Origin of the sequence: Vibrio sp. qd031 (assembly GCF_002100145.1) — a bacterium.
In the GTDB taxonomy this organism is placed as follows: Bacteria; Pseudomonadota; Gammaproteobacteria; order Enterobacterales; family Vibrionaceae; genus Vibrio.
This window is the reverse complement of the sequence record NZ_JXQD01000018.1, coordinates 169,575-188,006: the sequence shown is the minus strand read 5'-3', so window position 1 is coordinate 188,006 and position 18,432 is coordinate 169,575. Positions and strand designations below refer to the sequence as shown.

General features: G+C 45.1%; 19 protein-coding genes and 1 pseudogene. 15 read left to right on the top strand and 5 right to left on the bottom strand.

Features of this window, described 5'->3' with window-relative positions; translation table 11 throughout:
- Nucleotide 1: 1 nt before the first annotated feature.
- Nucleotides 2-598, top strand: a pseudogene (locus ST37_RS06740) (cytochrome c oxidase assembly protein); the annotation flags it as partial.
- Between the two features lie 142 nt (nt 599-740).
- Nucleotides 741-1,625, top strand: coding sequence for a cytochrome c oxidase subunit 3 (locus ST37_RS06735; RefSeq protein WP_084884855.1), 885 nt, complete (start codon nt 741-743; stop codon nt 1,623-1,625).
- A gap of 27 nt (nt 1,626-1,652) precedes the next feature.
- Here the strand turns inward: ST37_RS06735 and ST37_RS06730 are convergent, their stop codons facing one another.
- Complete coding sequence (locus ST37_RS06730) at nt 1,653-1,877, bottom strand: DUF2909 domain-containing protein (protein ID WP_084884853.1); 225 nt, start codon at nt 1,875-1,877, stop codon at nt 1,653-1,655.
- A 40-nt stretch (nt 1,878-1,917) separates the two neighbouring features.
- Between ST37_RS06730 and ST37_RS06725 the strand changes: the two genes are divergently transcribed.
- From ST37_RS06725 to ST37_RS06695, 7 genes are all read left to right on the top strand, one after another.
- Complete coding sequence (locus tag ST37_RS06725) at nt 1,918-2,661, top strand: SURF1 family protein (RefSeq protein WP_172400943.1); 744 nt, start codon at nt 1,918-1,920, stop codon at nt 2,659-2,661.
- 53 nt (nt 2,662-2,714) lie between these two features.
- Nucleotides 2,715-3,302, top strand: a complete 588-nt coding sequence (locus ST37_RS06720; protein ID WP_084884850.1) for a hypothetical protein — start codon at nt 2,715-2,717, stop codon at nt 3,300-3,302.
- Nucleotides 3,303-3,311: 9 nt separating this feature from the next.
- Complete coding sequence (locus ST37_RS06715) at nt 3,312-4,451, top strand: COX15/CtaA family protein (RefSeq protein ID WP_084884848.1); 1,140 nt, start codon at nt 3,312-3,314, stop codon at nt 4,449-4,451.
- Nucleotides 4,444-5,358: a heme o synthase gene (gene cyoE / locus ST37_RS06710; RefSeq protein WP_084884847.1), complete on the top strand. Its 915-nt coding sequence runs from the start codon at nt 4,444-4,446 to the stop codon at nt 5,356-5,358. Before ST37_RS06715 ends, cyoE begins: the two co-directional genes overlap by 8 nt.
- 159 nt (nt 5,359-5,517) lie before the next feature.
- The gene (locus ST37_RS06705) at nt 5,518-6,645 is read left to right on the top strand and encodes a glycosyltransferase family 4 protein (RefSeq protein WP_084884845.1); all 1,128 of its coding nucleotides are present in this window, start codon (nt 5,518-5,520) and stop codon (nt 6,643-6,645) included.
- A 118-nt stretch (nt 6,646-6,763) separates the two neighbouring features.
- On the top strand, nt 6,764-7,732 hold the full coding sequence (locus ST37_RS06700; RefSeq protein ID WP_084884843.1) for a hypothetical protein: 969 nt from the start codon (nt 6,764-6,766) through the stop codon (nt 7,730-7,732).
- Between the two features lie 64 nt (nt 7,733-7,796).
- Complete coding sequence (locus ST37_RS06695; protein ID WP_084884842.1) at nt 7,797-8,657, top strand: hypothetical protein; 861 nt, start codon at nt 7,797-7,799, stop codon at nt 8,655-8,657.
- 2 nt (nt 8,658-8,659) lie between these two features.
- On the opposite strand, the gene ST37_RS06690 is transcribed toward ST37_RS06695, so the two are convergent.
- Nucleotides 8,660-9,136 carry an ATP-binding protein gene (locus tag ST37_RS06690; RefSeq protein WP_084884840.1) on the bottom strand — a complete coding sequence of 159 codons (477 nt, stop codon included), beginning with the start codon at nt 9,134-9,136 and terminating at the stop codon, nt 8,660-8,662.
- Nucleotides 9,137-9,319: 183 nt separating this feature from the next.
- Here ST37_RS06690 and ST37_RS06685 point away from each other — a divergent pair, with 183 nt between their 5' ends.
- The 6 genes from ST37_RS06685 to ST37_RS06660 all read left to right on the top strand — a co-directional run bounded on the left by ST37_RS06685 (nt 9,320) and on the right by ST37_RS06660 (nt 15,981).
- Entirely contained in the window at nt 9,320-10,612 is a 1,293-nt protein-coding gene (locus tag ST37_RS06685) for an extracellular solute-binding protein (protein ID WP_084884839.1), read from the top strand.
- 276 nt (nt 10,613-10,888) lie between these two features.
- Nucleotides 10,889-11,770: an ABC transporter permease subunit gene (locus ST37_RS06680; protein WP_084884837.1), complete on the top strand. Its 882-nt coding sequence runs from the start codon at nt 10,889-10,891 to the stop codon at nt 11,768-11,770.
- A 14-nt stretch (nt 11,771-11,784) separates the two neighbouring features.
- Nucleotides 11,785-12,627, top strand: coding sequence for a sn-glycerol-3-phosphate ABC transporter permease UgpE (gene ugpE, locus ST37_RS06675; protein WP_084884835.1), 843 nt, complete (start codon nt 11,785-11,787; stop codon nt 12,625-12,627).
- A gap of 118 nt (nt 12,628-12,745) precedes the next feature.
- Nucleotides 12,746-13,843 carry a sn-glycerol-3-phosphate ABC transporter ATP-binding protein UgpC gene (ugpC, locus tag ST37_RS06670; RefSeq protein ID WP_143698155.1) on the top strand — a complete coding sequence of 366 codons (1,098 nt, stop codon included), beginning with the start codon at nt 12,746-12,748 and terminating at the stop codon, nt 13,841-13,843.
- 358 nt (nt 13,844-14,201) lie between these two features.
- Nucleotides 14,202-15,254, top strand: a complete 1,053-nt coding sequence (aroG, locus tag ST37_RS06665) for a 3-deoxy-7-phosphoheptulonate synthase AroG (RefSeq protein ID WP_084884831.1) — start codon at nt 14,202-14,204, stop codon at nt 15,252-15,254.
- Nucleotides 15,255-15,411: 157 nt separating this feature from the next.
- On the top strand, nt 15,412-15,981 hold the full coding sequence (locus tag ST37_RS06660) for a GNAT family N-acetyltransferase (protein WP_084884830.1): 570 nt from the start codon (nt 15,412-15,414) through the stop codon (nt 15,979-15,981).
- 11 nt (nt 15,982-15,992) lie between these two features.
- Here the strand turns inward: ST37_RS06660 and ST37_RS06655 are convergent, their stop codons facing one another.
- The 3 genes from ST37_RS06655 to ST37_RS06645 all read right to left on the bottom strand — a co-directional run bounded on the left by ST37_RS06655 (nt 15,993) and on the right by ST37_RS06645 (nt 18,430).
- Complete coding sequence (locus ST37_RS06655) at nt 15,993-17,177, bottom strand: NnrS family protein (RefSeq protein WP_084884828.1); 1,185 nt, start codon at nt 17,175-17,177, stop codon at nt 15,993-15,995.
- Between the two features lie 2 nt (nt 17,178-17,179).
- A complete protein-coding gene (locus ST37_RS06650) occupies nt 17,180-17,740 on the bottom strand; it encodes a DUF1415 domain-containing protein (RefSeq protein ID WP_084884826.1) in 561 nt (186 codons plus the stop codon).
- A gap of 66 nt (nt 17,741-17,806) precedes the next feature.
- Nucleotides 17,807-18,430: a hypothetical protein gene (locus ST37_RS06645; protein WP_084884825.1), complete on the bottom strand. Its 624-nt coding sequence runs from the start codon at nt 18,428-18,430 to the stop codon at nt 17,807-17,809.
- Between the last annotated feature and the right edge of the window lie 2 nt (nt 18,431-18,432).

Below are 18,432 nucleotides of genomic sequence, written 5' to 3'. Positions count from 1 at the left end.
CATGTCAAAACATCAGTCATCCCACAAAGAGCAATCACAACGTACAGTTCATTCTAAACTGACAATGAAACTGCTTTTGGCGGTGGTGGCGATGTTTGGTTTTGGGTATGCTTTAGTTCCGCTCTACGACATCATGTGCGAGCAGTTAGGGATTAATGGCAAAACGTCAGAAGTGGCGGCAACGATACCCAATGCCCTTGAAGTGGATACCTCGCGGGTGATCCGTATAGAACTTATGTCTCACATAAATTCCGGCATGCATTGGGATTTCTATCCAAATAAGCAAGTGATAGATGTGCACCCAGGAGAGGTGATTCAAACCCACTTTGTGGCTAAAAATCGCACCGAGCAAGCCATGGTCGCGCAAGCTGTTCCGTCCGTTTCACCTGGAATGGGGGCGAGCTACTTTAATAAAGTTGAGTGTTTCTGCTTTAACCAACAGCCATTGGCGGCTCAACAGCAGACAGACATGGGGCTGTTGTTCTATATCGAGCCTGATGTACCCGACAACATTCACACTTTAACCCTGTCGTATACCTTATTCGATATCACCGAAGCGGTGAATTCAGCGCAAGAGGTGATCTCTCAAACGTCGTCACTTACAGATGGTGACTCGATGTGGGGAGCTTTCGATCAAGTAGGAACTAAGGCGGCAGCCGTGTTATCGGATACAGAAACTCTTTTACAATTTAGCGATAGATTGTCGCTCATACTTAACCTTAAGGATTAAGGAAAGCACTATGAACAGTAATCCAACGGAACACCAAACTTATTTTGTGCCTTCGCACAGCCAATGGCCAATTTTGGCGGCTATTGCGTTGTTTCTGGTGGCGGTAGGCGCAGGTGTTACGGTGCAAGATACACAAACTGGCGGCGCGTTGGGTCGTTGGATACTTGGCGCTGGCTTTTTAATGCTGTTGTATATCTTAGCGGGCTGGTTGACTAACGTCGTTCAAGAGTCGATGGGAGGGCTTTATTCGCAGCAGATCTCGATCTCTTTTCGACAAGGTATGAGCTGGTTTATCTTTTCTGAAGTCATGTTTTTTGGCGCTTTTTTTGGGGCACTGTTTTACGCTCGCATGATTTCTGTTCCTTGGTTGGGCGGCGCTGATAACAATGCCATGACCCATGAAGTGCTTTGGCCAGCCTTTGAAGCCATCTGGCCATTAACCACTACGCCATCTGGGGTTACTACTCAAGCGATGTCATGGGAAGGACTGCCTCTTAAAAATACCCTTATATTACTGACGTCTTCGGTGACTTTGCATTTTGCGCACGTATCGATGGAAAAAGACCGCCGGTTTGCACTCGTAGTCTGGCTTGAATTAACCATCATCCTGGCGTGTCTATTCTTGTTCTATCAAGTGCAAGAGTACGCTCACGCTTATCAGGATCTTGATTTGACCTTACAGAGTGGTATTTACGGTAATACCTTCTTTATGTTGACGGGGTTCCACGGTTTTCACGTCTGCTTAGGAACCATCTTTCTGATGATTTTACTTTGGCGCATCGCAAAAGGGCATTTTACGGGCAAAGATCATTTCGCTTTCCAAGCAGGAAGTTGGTACTGGCATTTCGTTGATGTGGTATGGCTGTGTTTGTTTATTTTCGTTTACGTTTTATAGCCATTGGGATGAGACAACGATGAACCGTTAGTAGGGCCTTGGGTTAGGAGCAATCCAACCCATAGACAGGGCAATAAGTAGAAATATGACAACGCAAACAGACAGCATCACCCGGCGGCCTAGATAGTGACTCATACTTTTAGACTGAGCAGATTGAGACGTACTGACCATTTTAAAAAGGGCAATACCTAAGTTTATGACAATGAATAGCAGTAGAAGTACTAAAAACAGTTTGAATATCCAGACTGGCATATCTGCGCCTCGTTTATTGAGCGTTAAGGTAGGAGTGCTGTTGTTGTTAACTTTGGGATTGTTTTTGCTGTTGGTCAAATTAGGATTATGGCAATTGGATCGTGGCCAACAAAAACAACGTCTGGAACAGCAATTATACGATCGCTCATTGGCTTTACCGGTTCCACTCCAGACGGTGATGGATGACGACGCTATGCAAAACGAACAGCAGTACTACGGGCTGAATGTTTCGGCTCAATTATCCCCGTCAGACAAACCTGCCTTGCTACTAGATAATCAAACGTTTGATGGAAAGGTAGGATATCTCGTCTATCAGCCCATGTATAAGCGTGTTGATCAGCACACAAGCCAACTGGTGTTGGTTGATCTTGGGTTTGTTGTTGCCTCACCGAGAAGAGAGCAGCTTCCAAATGTGGAGCTACTCACCCAAGTGACCGACTTGAGCGCTCGTTTATACAGCAAATCTATAAACCAACTATCAGAGCAGCAGTCCCTTGAAGCTTTTCAGCAGGGTTCTATGGATTTGCTCCGCGTTCAATCCATTAACCCAGGCTACCTTTCATCTCAATGGCAACAGAGCGTTTGGCCGGTATTAATACAACCGACGTCACTCAATGACTGGTCTCAACCTATGGTTTGGAAGCCTTTCCCTATGAGTTCGCAGAAGCATTTTGGTTATGCGGTGCAATGGTTTGCGATGGCGAGTGTTTTTATGGGATTGATGGTTTGGGTAGGCTGGCGATTTGGCTTAAATCGTAATAAAACAGACAAAGCAGTTGAATGAATATTAATCAATAGTGTGCGGTGAATGTTTACACTGTAAATCAAGGATGAGTTATGCAACAGAGCATCAGTTTTCAACAGCAACAACGTAGCGGTCGCCTTAAATTGCTCGCGATAGTAGCGGTATTTGCTTTGCCTGTGATCGTCGCACAGTGGGTATTATCACAGAAGCTTTATCAAGCAGGCGTCACCAATCAAGGGGATCTAATCACTCCGTATTTAAGCTATTCACAATTAGTGGATCCAAATCGTCCACTGCCCGATTTTATCGCTGCTCAAGATACTTGGCATATGCTCTACTTGGTTCCAGAAGAGTGTAGTCAGTTGTGTGTAAAGCAGATCGAAATGATGCAAGCGAGCTATGAGCTAGTGGGTAAAGATAAACCACGAGTTTCAGCGTTATTGATTGTGGCCGATAACAGCGATGTAGTTGTGTCGTCACTACTACCTCAACAATCGTCGTTGAGCATCCAATCACTCCCTAGCTTTGGGCCCATTACTCCCGGTCAAGTCGTCATTGTTGATAAGCTAGGACAGTGGGTAATGAGCTTCGATAGTCATGAGTTTGAGTCGGTGCAAGCAATGCATAAAGCGTTTCTTTCCGATCTGAAAAAGCTATTGAAGCTGTCGCGAGTAGGATAAGGAGGCGTCATGACGACAACTATGGCAAAAGGATTTCTACTGCTGACTCGAAGTGCGGCAGTCTTGACGCTGATTGTGATTGCACTAGGTGCGTACACTCGCTTGGCTGATGCTGGTTTAGGCTGTCCCGACTGGCCCGGATGTTATGGACAATTGATCGTCCCAAGCAGCGACGCCGATGTTTCAATGGCAGAAGCTAAGTTTCCAGAGCGACCTGTTGAAGCGCATAAAGCGTGGCTCGAAATGATCCATCGTTACGCGGCCTCGACATTGGGGCTGTTTATATTAGCGATCGGTTTTCTTGGCTGGAAAAATCGTGAGCAAGTGGGAGTAACGTCGCTGTCGTTGGTGGTTTTGGTGTTGCTACAAGGTGCCTTGGGCGCATGGACAGTCACGCTTAAGCTGATGCCAGTGATAGTCATGCTTCACCTACTCGGCGGATTTACCCTATTTTCGCTACTCATTCTGTTACACAATCAACTAATGAAAGTTCGTCCCACAGCTAAGTCCGCTTCGCGAAACGTGTTATCGACAGAGCTGGCGTATCCCAAGCTCACCCGTTTGCGCCACTGGTCTGCAGCAGCGTTAGTGGTATTGGTGATTCAAATTATGCTTGGCGGGTGGACCTCGTCAAACTACGCTGCACTGATGTGTACTTCGCTACCAATATGTAATGGAGATTGGATCAGCTACCTAGATTTTAAGAACGCATTCACATTGGTATTGGGACACGATAATTACGAGTACGGCGTGTTGGAGTACCCTGCCAGAATGACAATACATGTTACTCACCGCATAGGTGCGGTGATCACTACGCTCGTGTTTGGCTTTTTCATCTTGAGGCTGTTTCAGTTTGCCACAGCACATAAACAGCCCAATATCGCCATTTGGGCGCTGCTGCTGCTACTGCTGCTGCTGACTCAGTTGGGCTTAGGCATTATTAACGTGGTAATGAGCCTTCCGCTTCTGAATGCTGTCGCGCATAACGTAGTGGCTTCATTACTTTTAGTGACTACAGTTACTACGTTGTTTCAGGTTCGTGCACTGCAGCGCTCACTCACGCTAACACCACAACGAGCTGAAGATAATAGCTCAACAAAAGATACCGCCGTGCTAACACCGGAACAAAAGGAGATGTCCCATGGCTAAATCAACAACGATGCCCATTATGTCAACACAGGTTTCGTCGAATTGGCGTAGCTACTATCAACTTACAAAACCCAAAGTAGTGATGTTGATGCTTGTTACGGCATTAGTGGGAATGTGCTTGGCTGTGCCAGGAGCATTACCACCGGTAAAAGCAGTAATGGGTTTAATAGGTATTGGATTAATGGCAGGATCGGCCGCGGCGCTCAACCATCTTATTGACAGGCGTATAGACGCAATTATGGCGAGAACCCATAAGCGGCCGCTGCCTTCAGGGCAATTGAATACGGCCAGAGTATTTACGTTTGCGGTCAGTATTGGGGTTATGGGGTTTATAGTGCTGGCGCTTTGGGTTAATCCATTAACCGCTTGGCTGACCTTTGCCAGTCTTATTGCTTACGCTGTGGTTTATACTCAATACCTCAAAAGGGCGACACCCCAAAATATTGTTATCGCAGGTATTGCTGGCGCCATGCCACCGCTGCTTGGTTGGACAGCTGTGACCAATGAACTTCACGCTAACGCGTGGTTGCTGGTGATGATCATCTTTATTTGGACTCCACCACATTTTTGGGCTTTGGCTATCCACCGTCGTGATGATTACGCGAAAGCGAACATCCCAATGTTGCCTGTGACCCACGGTATCGCCTATACCAAAACCAGTATTTTGTTGTATACGGTGTTACTGTCATTGATCTGTTTCTTGCCGTATCTGGTCGGCATGACAGGTGATCTCTATTTGGTCGGAAGTAGTGTATTAAATAGCGGCTTTGTTTATCACGCTTGGAAATTGAAATACGCCGCCACAGAAAAAAGCGCTATGGCTACATTTAAGTTTTCTATTATTCATTTGCTACTGTTGTTTGTCTGCTTATTGGTCGATCACTACGTGATGTTGTGGCAACTTTAAGACGGTTTGCTGTAGGTAACTAAAGTCTTAGTAAAGAGACGCTGCGAGTGCAGGTTTTTCCATAGAGTGGGCATATAATTTATTTATGCTTGCAAACTGAGTACGTCGATCTTTCCATGAAGTACTCAAAGGCCCTTTCAACTGAAACGGTGAAAGAGCATGACGTGGAACATGGACGCTATGCACAAAACCAAAAACATTTTGTTTGTAATGAATTGGCCCGACAACACAGGGCTAATGCTAAAACGAGCGCATCAAACCTATGAGCACCTAGCTCAAAGTCTAAAGCAATTCGATATTAGCTGTTTTATCGCGTATCCAGAGGTTTCTCAGTCCTATTCCGGTTGCGCGCTTAATGTTGTGCAGCTTGATTGCAATGACTTTTTCGGCAACAGAGCCGCAATTAAATCGTTCCTTAAACAAAATTGCATTGGTTCTATCGTCTATATCGATCCCCCATTGATATGGGGCGCTAACCTATTTTTTAAAGCCTGGGGTGTTACGCCCATAGCCTATGTTCGATACTCACATGGTTTTGTGCATATGCGAGACAACACCCCAAGAACCATCCTTAAAAGAGCGGTTCATGAGCTTGGGATATTTTCAGCATCAAAGTACATTGCTATTACGCGCATTGGCCAATCAAAATTAACCTCCTCCGTTGGTATCCCGCAGCGCAAGGTCACTTATATACGCAATGGAATAGACTCGTCTATTTTTCCGATCGAAGTTCGCAAAGAATCACTCTCACCAGTTAAGAACATTGTCAGTGTGTTTCAACTACGACCCCAGAAGAATATTTTCTTTTTGTTACGGGTGATCCAGAGCTTATCTCAGCGGCGCAATGATATTTGTTACACCCATGTAGGCGGTGGTGAACAACTTGACGATGCCATTGCTTACGCGAAAGAGTTGGGCATTGAGGATCTGTGCGAGTTTGTTGGAGCCAGTGATAACCCCATCGAATACATGCGAAAGGCCGATGTGTTTATTCACGCAAGTTTGAACGAAAATTGCTCGAATGCCATCACTGAAGCTATGGGGTGCGGTACCCCTGTGGTGGCCGTCAAGAGTGACAGCGCACTAGAACAAATCACACCAGAAATAGGCGTTGTTGTGGATGAACTGGATGAAGCAAAGTACACCCAAGCAATAGAAAAGTATCTAGATGATCCACTCGCTAGACAAAAAGCACACCTGCGTGGACCCGAGCGAGCGCGCAAGAAATTTTCTATCGATAGTCAATCGCAAGGACTCGAAAGGTTGCTATTGCAAACATTGTCATAGAACGACAGTGCCTTTGAGGCACTTAAAAGCGTACCTGAACCTGTGGCGGCGCATTTGTGTAGAAACTTAGCGTTACCACATGGATGTTGTGTAAAAATTTTTATCAAGGAAGTACAACATGATTCAATCAATTATCGAGAAAATTCGCTCAATACCACATCGAATTGAACGAGCTCGATTTAAGAAAATAGTGCAACGGGTGTATGACACACCGCCGGTGGAGGTGACTCCAGACGCAGACCTAATAGTCGTTTCTCAGGTTCACCATAAAGCGGTAGAAATGTCGTTGCTTTCGCTAAAGACCTTTCTATCTAAGTTTGACGAGTGCGGACTAGAATTAATTGACGATGGAAGTTTAACTGCCGACGATATCGAGGCATACCGCAATCATTTCCGCGGAGTTAAGTTAATCCCAATTTCTGACGTTGAACTTATGGGGTGCCCACAAGGTGGTACATGGGAGCGCTTATCCTATGTCGTACAGAGAAGCCAAGATAAATACGTCATCCAATTAGACTCAGACACGCTTACATTAGGCGATGTAGACTTTGTGAAGCAAAAAATTGCCAGCAATAAACCTTTTCTCATTGGCGGACCTAATTACCCTGAGCCTATTGACGCTTTAGCAATGGCTAAGCTCGCCACTTCATGGAATAGCACGCATATTCAAGGAACGACCGAATCTCATCTAGATAAACTGGTACCTACATATATCGATCACTATGTGCGGGGGTGTTCGGGTTTTACGGGGTTTCCCAAGCAAGGTATTACTCAGCAAGTTATGAGCAGTATTTCTGAAATCATGGAGTCAGCAGTAGGCAGAGACAATTGGCGGCGTTGGGGGACTGAGCAAGTGACAAGCAATATATTGCTGTCTACGTTTGATGATGTAGAAATCGCACCATGGCCTGCGTACCAAAATTATGGTTTTCCATTTGTCGGTAATGAAAAAGACTCACCTACATTGGTTCACTTCATTGGCACACACAGGCACGCAAACGATTATTATCGAACGCTGGCATATACTTGTATTCATGATCTTTGCGAGTCTAAATCGGATCAGCAGTTCGTTTCTGTTAGTGACTGAGTAAAGTAGAAAAATGCTGGTCACTATATTGGAAATGAATCAACGGAGTGAGAGAACGTAATCTATGCCTAATACCGCCAAGGTAGCTTTCGTATATTTGACAAATAACCCGAGTAAAACTCGTAAAAATGTCAAAAAGCTAAAACAGCAGCTATCTAAGTTGGACAATGTTGAATTATTCATTTGTGGCTATGGGACTCGTGCTGCTCAAACTGAGTTTGAAGGCATTCCCTTCTACACATGGGATGAGACGCAGGCTCTTGGGCTTGGATTTTTATCGAAGCATCGGTTTGACAGTTCGGGTAAGCTGATCTTCATACCTGGAAATGCAGATTATAATCACCTGCTTTTTTATCGCCAACACTCAGAGTTCGATTACTACTATTTTTGTGAAGACGACGTAGTTTACACCGGTTGCATGTCCGAACTCGTCACTGAGTTGCAAACACAAGATGCTGCATTACTTTGTACACATAAAACACGCTCCTTTGCTGAGTGGAAATACGCCAATATGTTTGTGTATGGGGACTATAATAACGAGTTGCCAAAATACTTAGCGTTTTTACCCTTTAATCGTATCTCCAATGGAGCATTTAAGAGCATTATTAGAGCCTACCACAAAGGTTTAGGTGGGCACTTCGAGATGACGTATCCTTATATTATGCAGACAGAGGGACACGACATCCTCGATATAGGAGGAAGTGGCGAGTTTGTTACTCCAGAATTTCGGGATAAGCACTACTTAGGCCATAGTCAAAATGGTCAACAATTTGGGACGTTTATTTGTAACCCTGCTTTCTTTGCCGCCGGAACACAATCAAATTGTTTGTATCATCCAGTTAAAGCACCAAAAGAGGTTCTATTTACCCGTTGGCGCAGATTACGCTCTATCTTTGATTACTATCGGAGTAAGTTCTTCAAGTAGGCTTAGTCGGTCGTTTTCCAAATTGTGATTTCCGAAGTGCTTGGTACTTCAAACCAAGACCAGAACATGTCTAGCATTTCAGGAGTCATCTCATATGACTTGTCTCCTCGCTCTTGATTACGTGCTACTGCGCGTTGTAGGCAGGTTTCATAGGGGACGTCCAAATAGACAAATTCGTACTCTAGCTGGTTTTCGGTGGCCCAGCGTTTAAATTCGTCTCTCTCTTGTTTGTTCCAGAATCCAAAATCAAAAATCACCGGTACATCCAATGCCAGTAGCTGTAACGCTGCCTGCTTAAACAATTCTTGTAGGGTGTGTAGGCGTTGATCAAAGACCTCTCGCTCCATATGTTCGCCGTACAAAGGGATCATCCATTCGTCAACACTGTAGCGGTAGGCTTTTTTTTGCTCTGCCAGCTGGTTTGAATAAGTGGTTTTTCCTGAGCCAATAAATCCGCAAATAAAGTAGATTGTTGCCATTTCGTGTTCCTTAAAAAAACGCTGCGACACCGCGATAGCTAGGTTGTCATTGAATGGACATAGAGAGTTCACAAAAACGCAACCTCTATGGAAAGAAACTGTCACGTAAAGTTCTCAATATATTGGCAAACGAAAAAAGCGAACCTTCGTTCGAAACTCCGTTAAAACCAAAGGGAATAAACGATGAACAAGCTCTACGTAGCAGGACTGCTATCCGCAACACTTTCAACAGGTGCTTTCGCCACTACCGAAATTACTTGGTGGCATGCAATGGGCGGTCAGCTAGGTGAAACAGTCAATCAAATCGCGACTGATTTTAACGCGTCTCAGGATGAGTACGCAATTACTCCTGTTTATAAAGGTGATTACACCGAAACATTAACCGCAGGTATTGCAGCATTTCGTGCAGGTGAAGCTCCAAACATTCTTCAAGTGTTTGATGCTGGCGCTGCGACTATTATGAATGCTCCTGGTGTGGCTAAACCCGTACAAGATATAATGGTTGATTCTGGCTACTCGTTTAGCTCAGACAACTACCTTGCAGGTGTTCGTAATTTTTATGCGGACAACCAAGGTAAAATGGTCGGAATGCCATTTAACAGCTCAACACCAGTGCTGTACTTTAACAAAGATATGCTGGCAAAAGCGGGCGTTGAAGCGCCTAAAACTTATGAAGAGCTTGAAGTTGTTGCTGAAAAACTAAAGCAGCAGGGCTACGCAAGCTTTTCTCAGTCTCTCACGCCTTGGATCATGTTCGAAAACTTTAAGTCTCGACACAACCTACCTTTGGCAGACAAAGAGAACGGGTACACAGGATTGCCAACTAAAATCATGTTCAACACCGACGACATGCAAATGCACGTGGCGAAACTAAAAGAGTGGTCAGACAAAGGCTACTACAAATATTACGGCAGCGATTGGGACGCAAACCAAACACCATTTGAACGCCAAGACGTCGCAATGTGGATGGGTTCATCAGGCTCGTTTGGTGGACTGCGAAATCGCGTTGAGTTCGATTTTGGTACCACTTACCTACCATACTGGGAGTCGGTTGCAAAAGAAGGCAGTCACACCTTTATTGGTGGTGCGGCACTATTTGCACTAAGTGGCCATGACAGCAAGCAAGATCAAGCAGTAGCGGCGTTTTTTGCGCATCTTACTAAACCAGAAACGCAAATGTACTGGCACAAAACCACAGGTTATGTCCCTGTTACAAACGCGGCCTACGAGATGACCAAAGCATCAGGTTACTACAACGAATCACCTGATGCAGAAGTGGGTGTGAAGCAGTTGAGCTTACCAGCAGGCGAGTGGACCAAAGGGTACCGTTTAGGCTTTTACCCTCAAATCCGCGAAGTGATGCATCGTGAGTTTGACAACATCTTTGCTGGTCGCTCAAGCGTAGAAAACAGCTTGGACAAAGTAGAGACAGAAAGTGAGCGTTTGCTAGAGCGCTTTGCTCGCACAGTGCAGTAACCACTGCTCTCGTCTCGTGCAGGTTGTTTGCTTAACGTGAATAATCTGCCTAGGTTGGGGTAGGGAAACCTGCCCCAATTCATACTAAACAAAGCCATTAGCTGATCGTTCTTGCTAGTTAATATCACTAATAACAGCGTTAAAGTTTTTGTAGAAAGAACCACAATCTACGGCAATTTTTGCCTTGTTCTTAGCGATTTTTCCGGCGCAATTTTCTGACCAGATATTGACTTCGATTGGTATCTTTCATTTCTATTCGTTGTATTGAGTACTACTGTGATCCGTCGACAACAATTTCAGCATTCCCCAATCAGTTATGCGTTACTACTGCCGCAAATCGCCATTATTGCGGTGTTTTTTGTTTATCCTGCTGCACAAGCGGTATACCTCTCGTTCATGCTAGAAGACCCCTGGGGTATGTCCTCAACCTTTGTTGGCATGGAAAACTACCAGATCCTTCTAGAGTCGTCCGACTATATTGATTCGGTCATTTTTACCGTCTTTTTTGCCATTACAGTGTCGTTTTTATCACTCTCATTAGCACTGTTGTTGGCCGTAAAAGCAGACAACGTTTTGCATGGTAAAGGGCCGTATCGAGTTACGTTAACCTGGGTATACGCCGTTGCTCCTGCTATCGCTGGAATCATGGGTAGCTTCTTGTTTAACCCGCATATCGGCGTACTCACCGACTTTTTTGATTACATGGGATGGAGCTTTAGTTTTCAAACCGATCCTGTGGATGCCACCGTCGCTTTGATCCTTGTTTCAGTATGGAAGCAAGTGTCGGTGAACTTTATCTATTTCTTAGCGGGGTTGCAGTCGATCTCGTACGCTGTCCGAGAAGCGGCGATGCTTGATTGTGTCAGTGATAATCGACGCTTTTGGACCATTACTTTTCCTCTGCTAGCACCGACTGGGTTTTTCTTATTGGTCATCAACCTCACCTACGCGTTTTTTGACACCTTTGGCGTAATAGACACCATGACATCTGGTGGCCCTGGCGGTCAAACAACATCGATGGTTTACAAAGTGTATCGCGACGGGTTTGTTGGCGCTGATTTAGGGGGTAGCTCAGCTCAATCGGTGGTTTTGCTGCTGCTGGTGCTCATGCTTACTTATATTCAATTTCGCGTTGTTGAAAAACGCGTTCATTATTAGTCGAGGAGACCACAATGAAAAGACACGCATGGTCTGATCATCTAATACTGATTGCGGGTGTGCTATTTATGATCACACCTATTTGGCTCATTTTTGCCAGCTCAACACACGATCCAAATACCATTATTTCGGATGGGTTACAGTGGACGATCGGCGACAACTTAATTGGAATTTATCAAGAAGCTTGGACCAATAGTCTTGGGTTTTCTGGGACAGTGACCGCTAAGACCATGATGATCAACTCAATGATCATGGGGCTAGGTTTCGCCATCGGTAAAATAGTTATCGCGATCACCGCGGCTTATGCACTGGTGTATTTCAGATTACCCTATGCCACGCTGTGGTTTTGGCTCATTTTTGTCACGCTACTGTTACCGCTTGAAGTTAGAATCATTCCTTCTTACGAAGTCGTCGCAAAGCTAGGGATGTTGAACAGTTATTCTGGGTTGGTGTTCCCGCTCATTGCATCCGCAACCGCCACTTTTTTCTTTCGTCAGTTTTTCCGAACCGTTCCTGATGAACTTCTCGAAGCTGCTCAACTGGATAACGCGGGACCATTTCGCTTTTTAATCGACATTCTGATGCCACTGTCTCGCACTATGATGGCGGCAATTTTTATCATTATGTTTGTTGATGGTTGGAACCAATATCTATGGCCCATCATGATGACGACTGACGAAAGCTACAACACCATAGTGATGGGCATAAAACAGATCTTGTCTAACATCAGTGAGACGAGTTTACCCCGTTATGACTACGCCTTCGCGATGGTGATTTTAGCAATGCTTCCACCGATTTTAGTCGTCATTATTTTTCAACGCTGGTTTGTTAAAGGGTTGGTTGAAAGTGAGAAGTAGACAAACTGAACCCCTCAAAGACATGGAAAACACCAACGTTAAACCACTCAATCCAATTGCTCGCAGACGGTCAGTTAAGAACCCTTCGAACATGCAAAGAACCACAATGGAGAACACAATGTTAAGCCTTCAACAACTAGAAAAGACCTATGAGAACGGACATGTCGCTGTAAAAGGTGTCGACATCAATGTTGAACAAGGTGAATTCATCGTCTTGGTAGGGCCATCAGGTTGTGGTAAGTCGTCAATATTGCGCTCAATTGCAGGTCTAGAAGCCATAACTGGCGGCGAAATTCATTTAGCGGGCCGACGAGTAGACAGAGAAAAACCGGCGCTCAGAGACATTGCGATGGTGTTTCAAAACTACGCGCTTTATCCGCACATGACGGTTTACAACAACTTGGCTTATGGATTAAAAAACCGTGGTGTGAATAAAACGGAAATCGCTGAGAAAATTCATGGTGTTGCGAAGCTTTTAAAAATCGAAGAGTACCTGGAGCGTAAACCCGCTAAATTGTCGGGAGGCCAACGGCAACGCGTGGCGATGGGACGGGCGATTGTGAGAGAACCGAAGCTATTTTTATTTGATGAACCCTTGTCTAACCTTGATGCGGCTTTGCGCGCTCATATGCGATTAGAAATCAAAAAACTGCAGCGTAAAACTGGCATTACAAGCGTGTACGTGACCCACGACCAAGTTGAAGCCATGACATTAGCAGACAGAATTGTGGTGTTAAATGGCGGGGTGATTGAACAAATTGGCACTCCTTCAGAGGTGTATCATCAACCCGAGAGTATGTTTGTCGCGAGTTTTATAGGTAGCCCAGCGATGAACTTCTTAGACGCGAACATGGTTACAAATACCCTAACTTTGAATGAGCAGATTATCGACTTAAAGGGTCTAATATCGACTGAGAATGGGCCGGTAACAGTGGGAATTCGCCCAGAAAGTGCAAGCTTAGAGCCAATAGATAACAGCCTTCAGATGAACATGGACGTTTCGGTGATAGAACCTCTTGGCCCCAATCAATTGGTGCACGGCAAGTGGATGGGGAGAAGCTTGACCATAGTGACACCAGAAGTGCCTATTGAGATAAACCAGCCGTTGACGTTTTATGTAGCGAAGCGTCACTTGCACCTGTTTGACGGTAATAAAAAGCGCCTCCATGTTGAAAGGGAAGAGATCTATGATGCTAAGAACAGGGCTATCGCATAACTGCTAAAGCGATGCAAAGCTAAGTTCAAGTATTTACCTACTCGTCGACCATAGCATTAGTCGACACCAGACAAGCATACCTAAGGGTTTGGTATGGGGAATGTTGAGCAGATCCAGCGCGGTGTGATGAGAGCCGTGTTGGATCTGCACTGAAGTGGGACAAGCATCTGGTCTGGGTGTAAATTTAAATGCACACTTCGTGTAAACTTTACTTTTTGTTGTTTTATTGCCTTTTGGCTAAAAAAGTGTTTGCACAACTTGTTTTTAGTGGTTAAGTTACGAGAAACAGATCACAAATGACCTATTTAATTTGATCTGAGTACAATAATTGAGCGACTAACTAAAGGAAGCAGTGTAGATGTACCAAACCGATGACGTAAAAATTACCAGAATCAAAGAACTCTTACCTCCAGTAGCGGTTCTGGAACGATTTCCTGCAACAGAAACAGCTTCTTCTACCACTTTTAACGCTCGTAAAGCGATCCACAACATTCTCAATGATAAAGATGACCGACTGTTGGTTATTGTTGGCCCTTGCTCAATTCACGATACTGAAGCCGCTCTAGAATATGGCAAAAAGCTAAAGGTGCTCCGTGACGAATTAGGCGATCGTTTAGAAGTCGTGATGCGTGTTTACTTTGAAAAACCACGTACTACTGTCGGTTGGAAAGGTCTAATCAACGACCCGTACCTAAACGATACCTTTAAAATTAACGATGGACTAAGAATTGGTCGCAAACTACTGCTTGACCTCACTGACATGGGTTTACCTACGGCCAGTGAATTTCTAGATATGATCACGCCGCAATACGTCGCGGATCTGATTAGCTGGGGCGCTATCGGTGCACGTACTACCGAGTCTCAGGTTCACCGTGAGTTGTCATCAGGTATCTCTTGTCCAGTGGGCTTTAAAAATGGTACTGACGGTAACATCAAGATTGCAACCGATGCGATTCGCTCAGCAGAATCGTCGCACCATTTCTTGTCAGTAACCAAGTATGGTCACTCAGCAATTGTAGAAACGGCTGGTAACCCAGATTGCCACATTATCCTACGCGGCGGTAAAGAGCCGAACTACAGCGCGGCGCATGTCGCCGACATTAAACAGCAGCTAGAGGCGTCGAAACTACGCCAAAAAGTGATGATCGACTTTAGCCATGCAAACAGTTCTAAACAGTACCAACGTCAACTGGTTGTGTCGGACGAAGTGAGTGAACAAATCGCATCAGGTGAAAATGCCGTGTTTGGTGTAATGATTGAGTCTCACCTTGTTGAAGGTCGCCAAGATTTGGTGGATGGTAAAGCAGCAACCTACGGTCAGTCATTGACCGATGCATGTATTGGCTGGGATGATACTGAAAAAGTATTGCGCCAACTTGCTGATGCAGTGACGGCTCGCCGTAACAAGTAATTAGACAACAAAAGACAACTTGAAACTGTCTTTAAAATCACGCCGCTTTTGTAAGCATTATTTACAATGCGGCGTGATTTTTTTGTTTTTATTGCTGCACCACAGTTTTCATTTTAGAGGTATCGTATAGTCGCATTGCCGTTTTTAGGAGTGTGATATGTCTTTGACCCACCCATCGTTTTCTGTTGACCAAACAACATCTGTTCACTATCTGCGTGACACCAATATAAGCCAATTTGAAGATCGACAGATCCGTCAACTTCTGAGAGTTTGCTTTAACGATGAGGATCAAGCGTGCATAGAAGAGCGACGATTTTTTTTCGAATCTCCAATGCACCGATTTGTCATTTGGGACGACAGCAAACAATCCTTACTGGCTCATGCTGCTTTCCACGAAAAGAAACTGTATACCGCTTCTTCGTCATTTGTCATCGGTGGAATAGCGGAAGTAGCGGTTGCACCTGCCGCCCGAGGCCGTGGGTTGGTTAAGCAACTGGTGACCGCGGCAGAGCAAAAAATGCAGCAGTTGGATATTCACCATTCGGTGTTGTTTGGTGACATTGAAGTGTATGGTTCGAGTGGCTACATTACGAGTGAGCGCGTGCATATTCTCTCAGACAGAAAACCTACTTCTGGGAAATGGGTTTCTGTAAAAACACTGCAAAAGACGTTAAGCGGTCGCAGTTGGCCTGACTGTACTTTGTACCTAGCCGGAAAAACCTTCTAAGACTTTAGTGATTAGCCTGGGTGTCCATCAACGCGAGGCTTAACCAGCATAGGCGCAATCTTGATCAAATAAAATCCATAGCCAATGATCCACAGTAGCGCAGAAATATCGACGATCACCAGTAGATTGGCGCTGAAGATACCGGCGCCATAGCTCCGAAGCAATGCGGCCAGCAAAATGGACAAATAGCCAAGCGCCATAGAGGGCCCTTGGTAAATGGGAAACCCAGTATGTCCCATGCTTACTCTAGTGATCATCGCGAGTACAACCCCGCCAAGCCCGCCTATGGCCAATAAGTGCATGACGCTATGATTGAGCATGGGTGAAATATCAAGTGCGAGCGTGAGAAGCGTGAGTGGTATCGCTAAGTAGCCAAAGTGCAGCGACCACACCAAAGGCTCGCTAAGGCTAATAAACGGCTTCCAACGCATCCAGCGAATTAACTGAGCTACCGCTGCTACCAAGCAGATATAGATGGCTAACTGACCTTTAGCCACCGGGAAAAAGGCAAGTACCATAAGCAGAACAAAGGGAAGGTTTGCTACAAAGTCTAACCATAAAATGGGTTGGTTCTTTTCGACTTGAAACTTCTTAGCGGTAAAAAACGGTATGACTCGACCGCCCATGACAGAAAGTAGCAGTGCAAACCACCACAACATCGCTTCCCACACAGCGATAGGGGGGAAAGGCGGCATTCCTTTGATGGAAGCGTAACTTGCAAAGTTAGCAACAATAGCCACTGCGAAGAGCGGAATAAAAAATAGGTTTTTCCACTTTTTAGCTTTAATCACACGAACACCAATCTCAAACGCGGCAACGGCTAAGAATGCACATTCAATTGAGGAAATAAGCCAAAGCGGGGTGTCTGTCCAAAATAAAATTCTAGGTAGGCACCATAGCAAAACGATGAATCCAAGCCGCCAACTTTTGACACTGGGTATTCCCGTCCAGGTTTGCACGGCAGTAAGCACAAAGCCCACTACTATAGCCATGGCAAAACCAAACAGCATTTCGTGTACATGCCACCAAATCGCGGGGACTTGCAATTGCGCAGGTTGACCGGTTCGAAATGCGATAACCCAAATCAGAATAGCGATGATGGAATACAGCGACCCAAGCAAGAAAAAGGGTCGAAACCCAAGTCTAAATAGCGGCCAAATTGCCTCTTCTTTGGATTTGTCAGTAATATTGATCATGCTTATTTCTCAGTAAATAGGTACGGGAACAGCGCCTGTTTTTGTTGATCCGTTAACTCTGAGACCGTATCCATATTGGTTTCAGGAATGCTTTCAGGATCTTTAAACAGCTTCAGTACACGTTCCATACTGGCTTCACGGATGATATGAATTGTTGGGAAGGGGGAGCGATTGGTTAAGTTTTCGCTGTCTTCTTGGTGAGCGCCGTGGAAACAATACTCGGGATGAAATGATGCGATCTGGAAAACGCCTTCCCACTGTTGCTGTTTTATCAACGCATCTACCCAATCCAGGAACATATTGTAATCCCAGAAATCGTTAAGCATATGAGGGATAACCACCAGAGTTGTATCGCGATCTGCAGCAGGAATTGAGTTCAGCTGCTGCATCTCTACCAATATATCTTCCAGTAAGCTCTCTTCGGTAGTGGCATTACTTTGAGCAATGTGGATTTGTTCTTTTTTGTAGGGTTTCGCAGCAAAAGGACACAAGTTTAGGCCGATGACTACATCTATCAACCACTTTTCTGTTTGTTCAATCGGGGTTTGGCACGACAAAAGCAATTACTCCAAAATAGTTCTTGGAGTGGCTACCCCAAAATGTAACGGTATGTTAGCCAGTATGTTACCTCAGTTTTCGGTGAGGCTCATCATTAAAAAACCGCTAAAAGCCGCATTACTCGGGGTGAGGATGGGATCGACCAGCGATTTCATCTGCTGTATCTGCCGACGGTATTCGTGATAAAATTCGTAACTTGGTGTGGGCTTGTAAGATAAATTCTCTAACTCAAAAAGACGAATCACCCCTTTTGCGGTGGTGGGTTTTACAAACACTTCATCGTCGGGTTTAACATAGTTGGGGATAATGGTCATTAACGACCACTTTGCCAGTTTCACTGGTAAGAGTAAGTCTCGCATGGTGTGAAAACCATACTCCTGATCCCCGTATAAAAAGTCTTTGAGCGAAAAGGCTAGCGCTTCTCGCTCATCGTGAGTCATCGCTTTCACATAGTCTCGAAACTTGGGCTTTTCAAACAGCGAAACCATGGAAGAGCGACTGACCGAGCGCACCATGTCTTCTGCGATCTGCTGTGGACGAGTAAAAGCTTCTTCTGCAAACATAGCTTGTGCATCGGCCACCATTTTGTCCATCTTGTGCTTCTTGGCGATTTGCTCCATTTCTGGAGAAGAGAACCCTTGTGGGTATCGGATCAGAAACTCATTTTCTGCGGCTTTTAGTCGATCAATGTTCATTG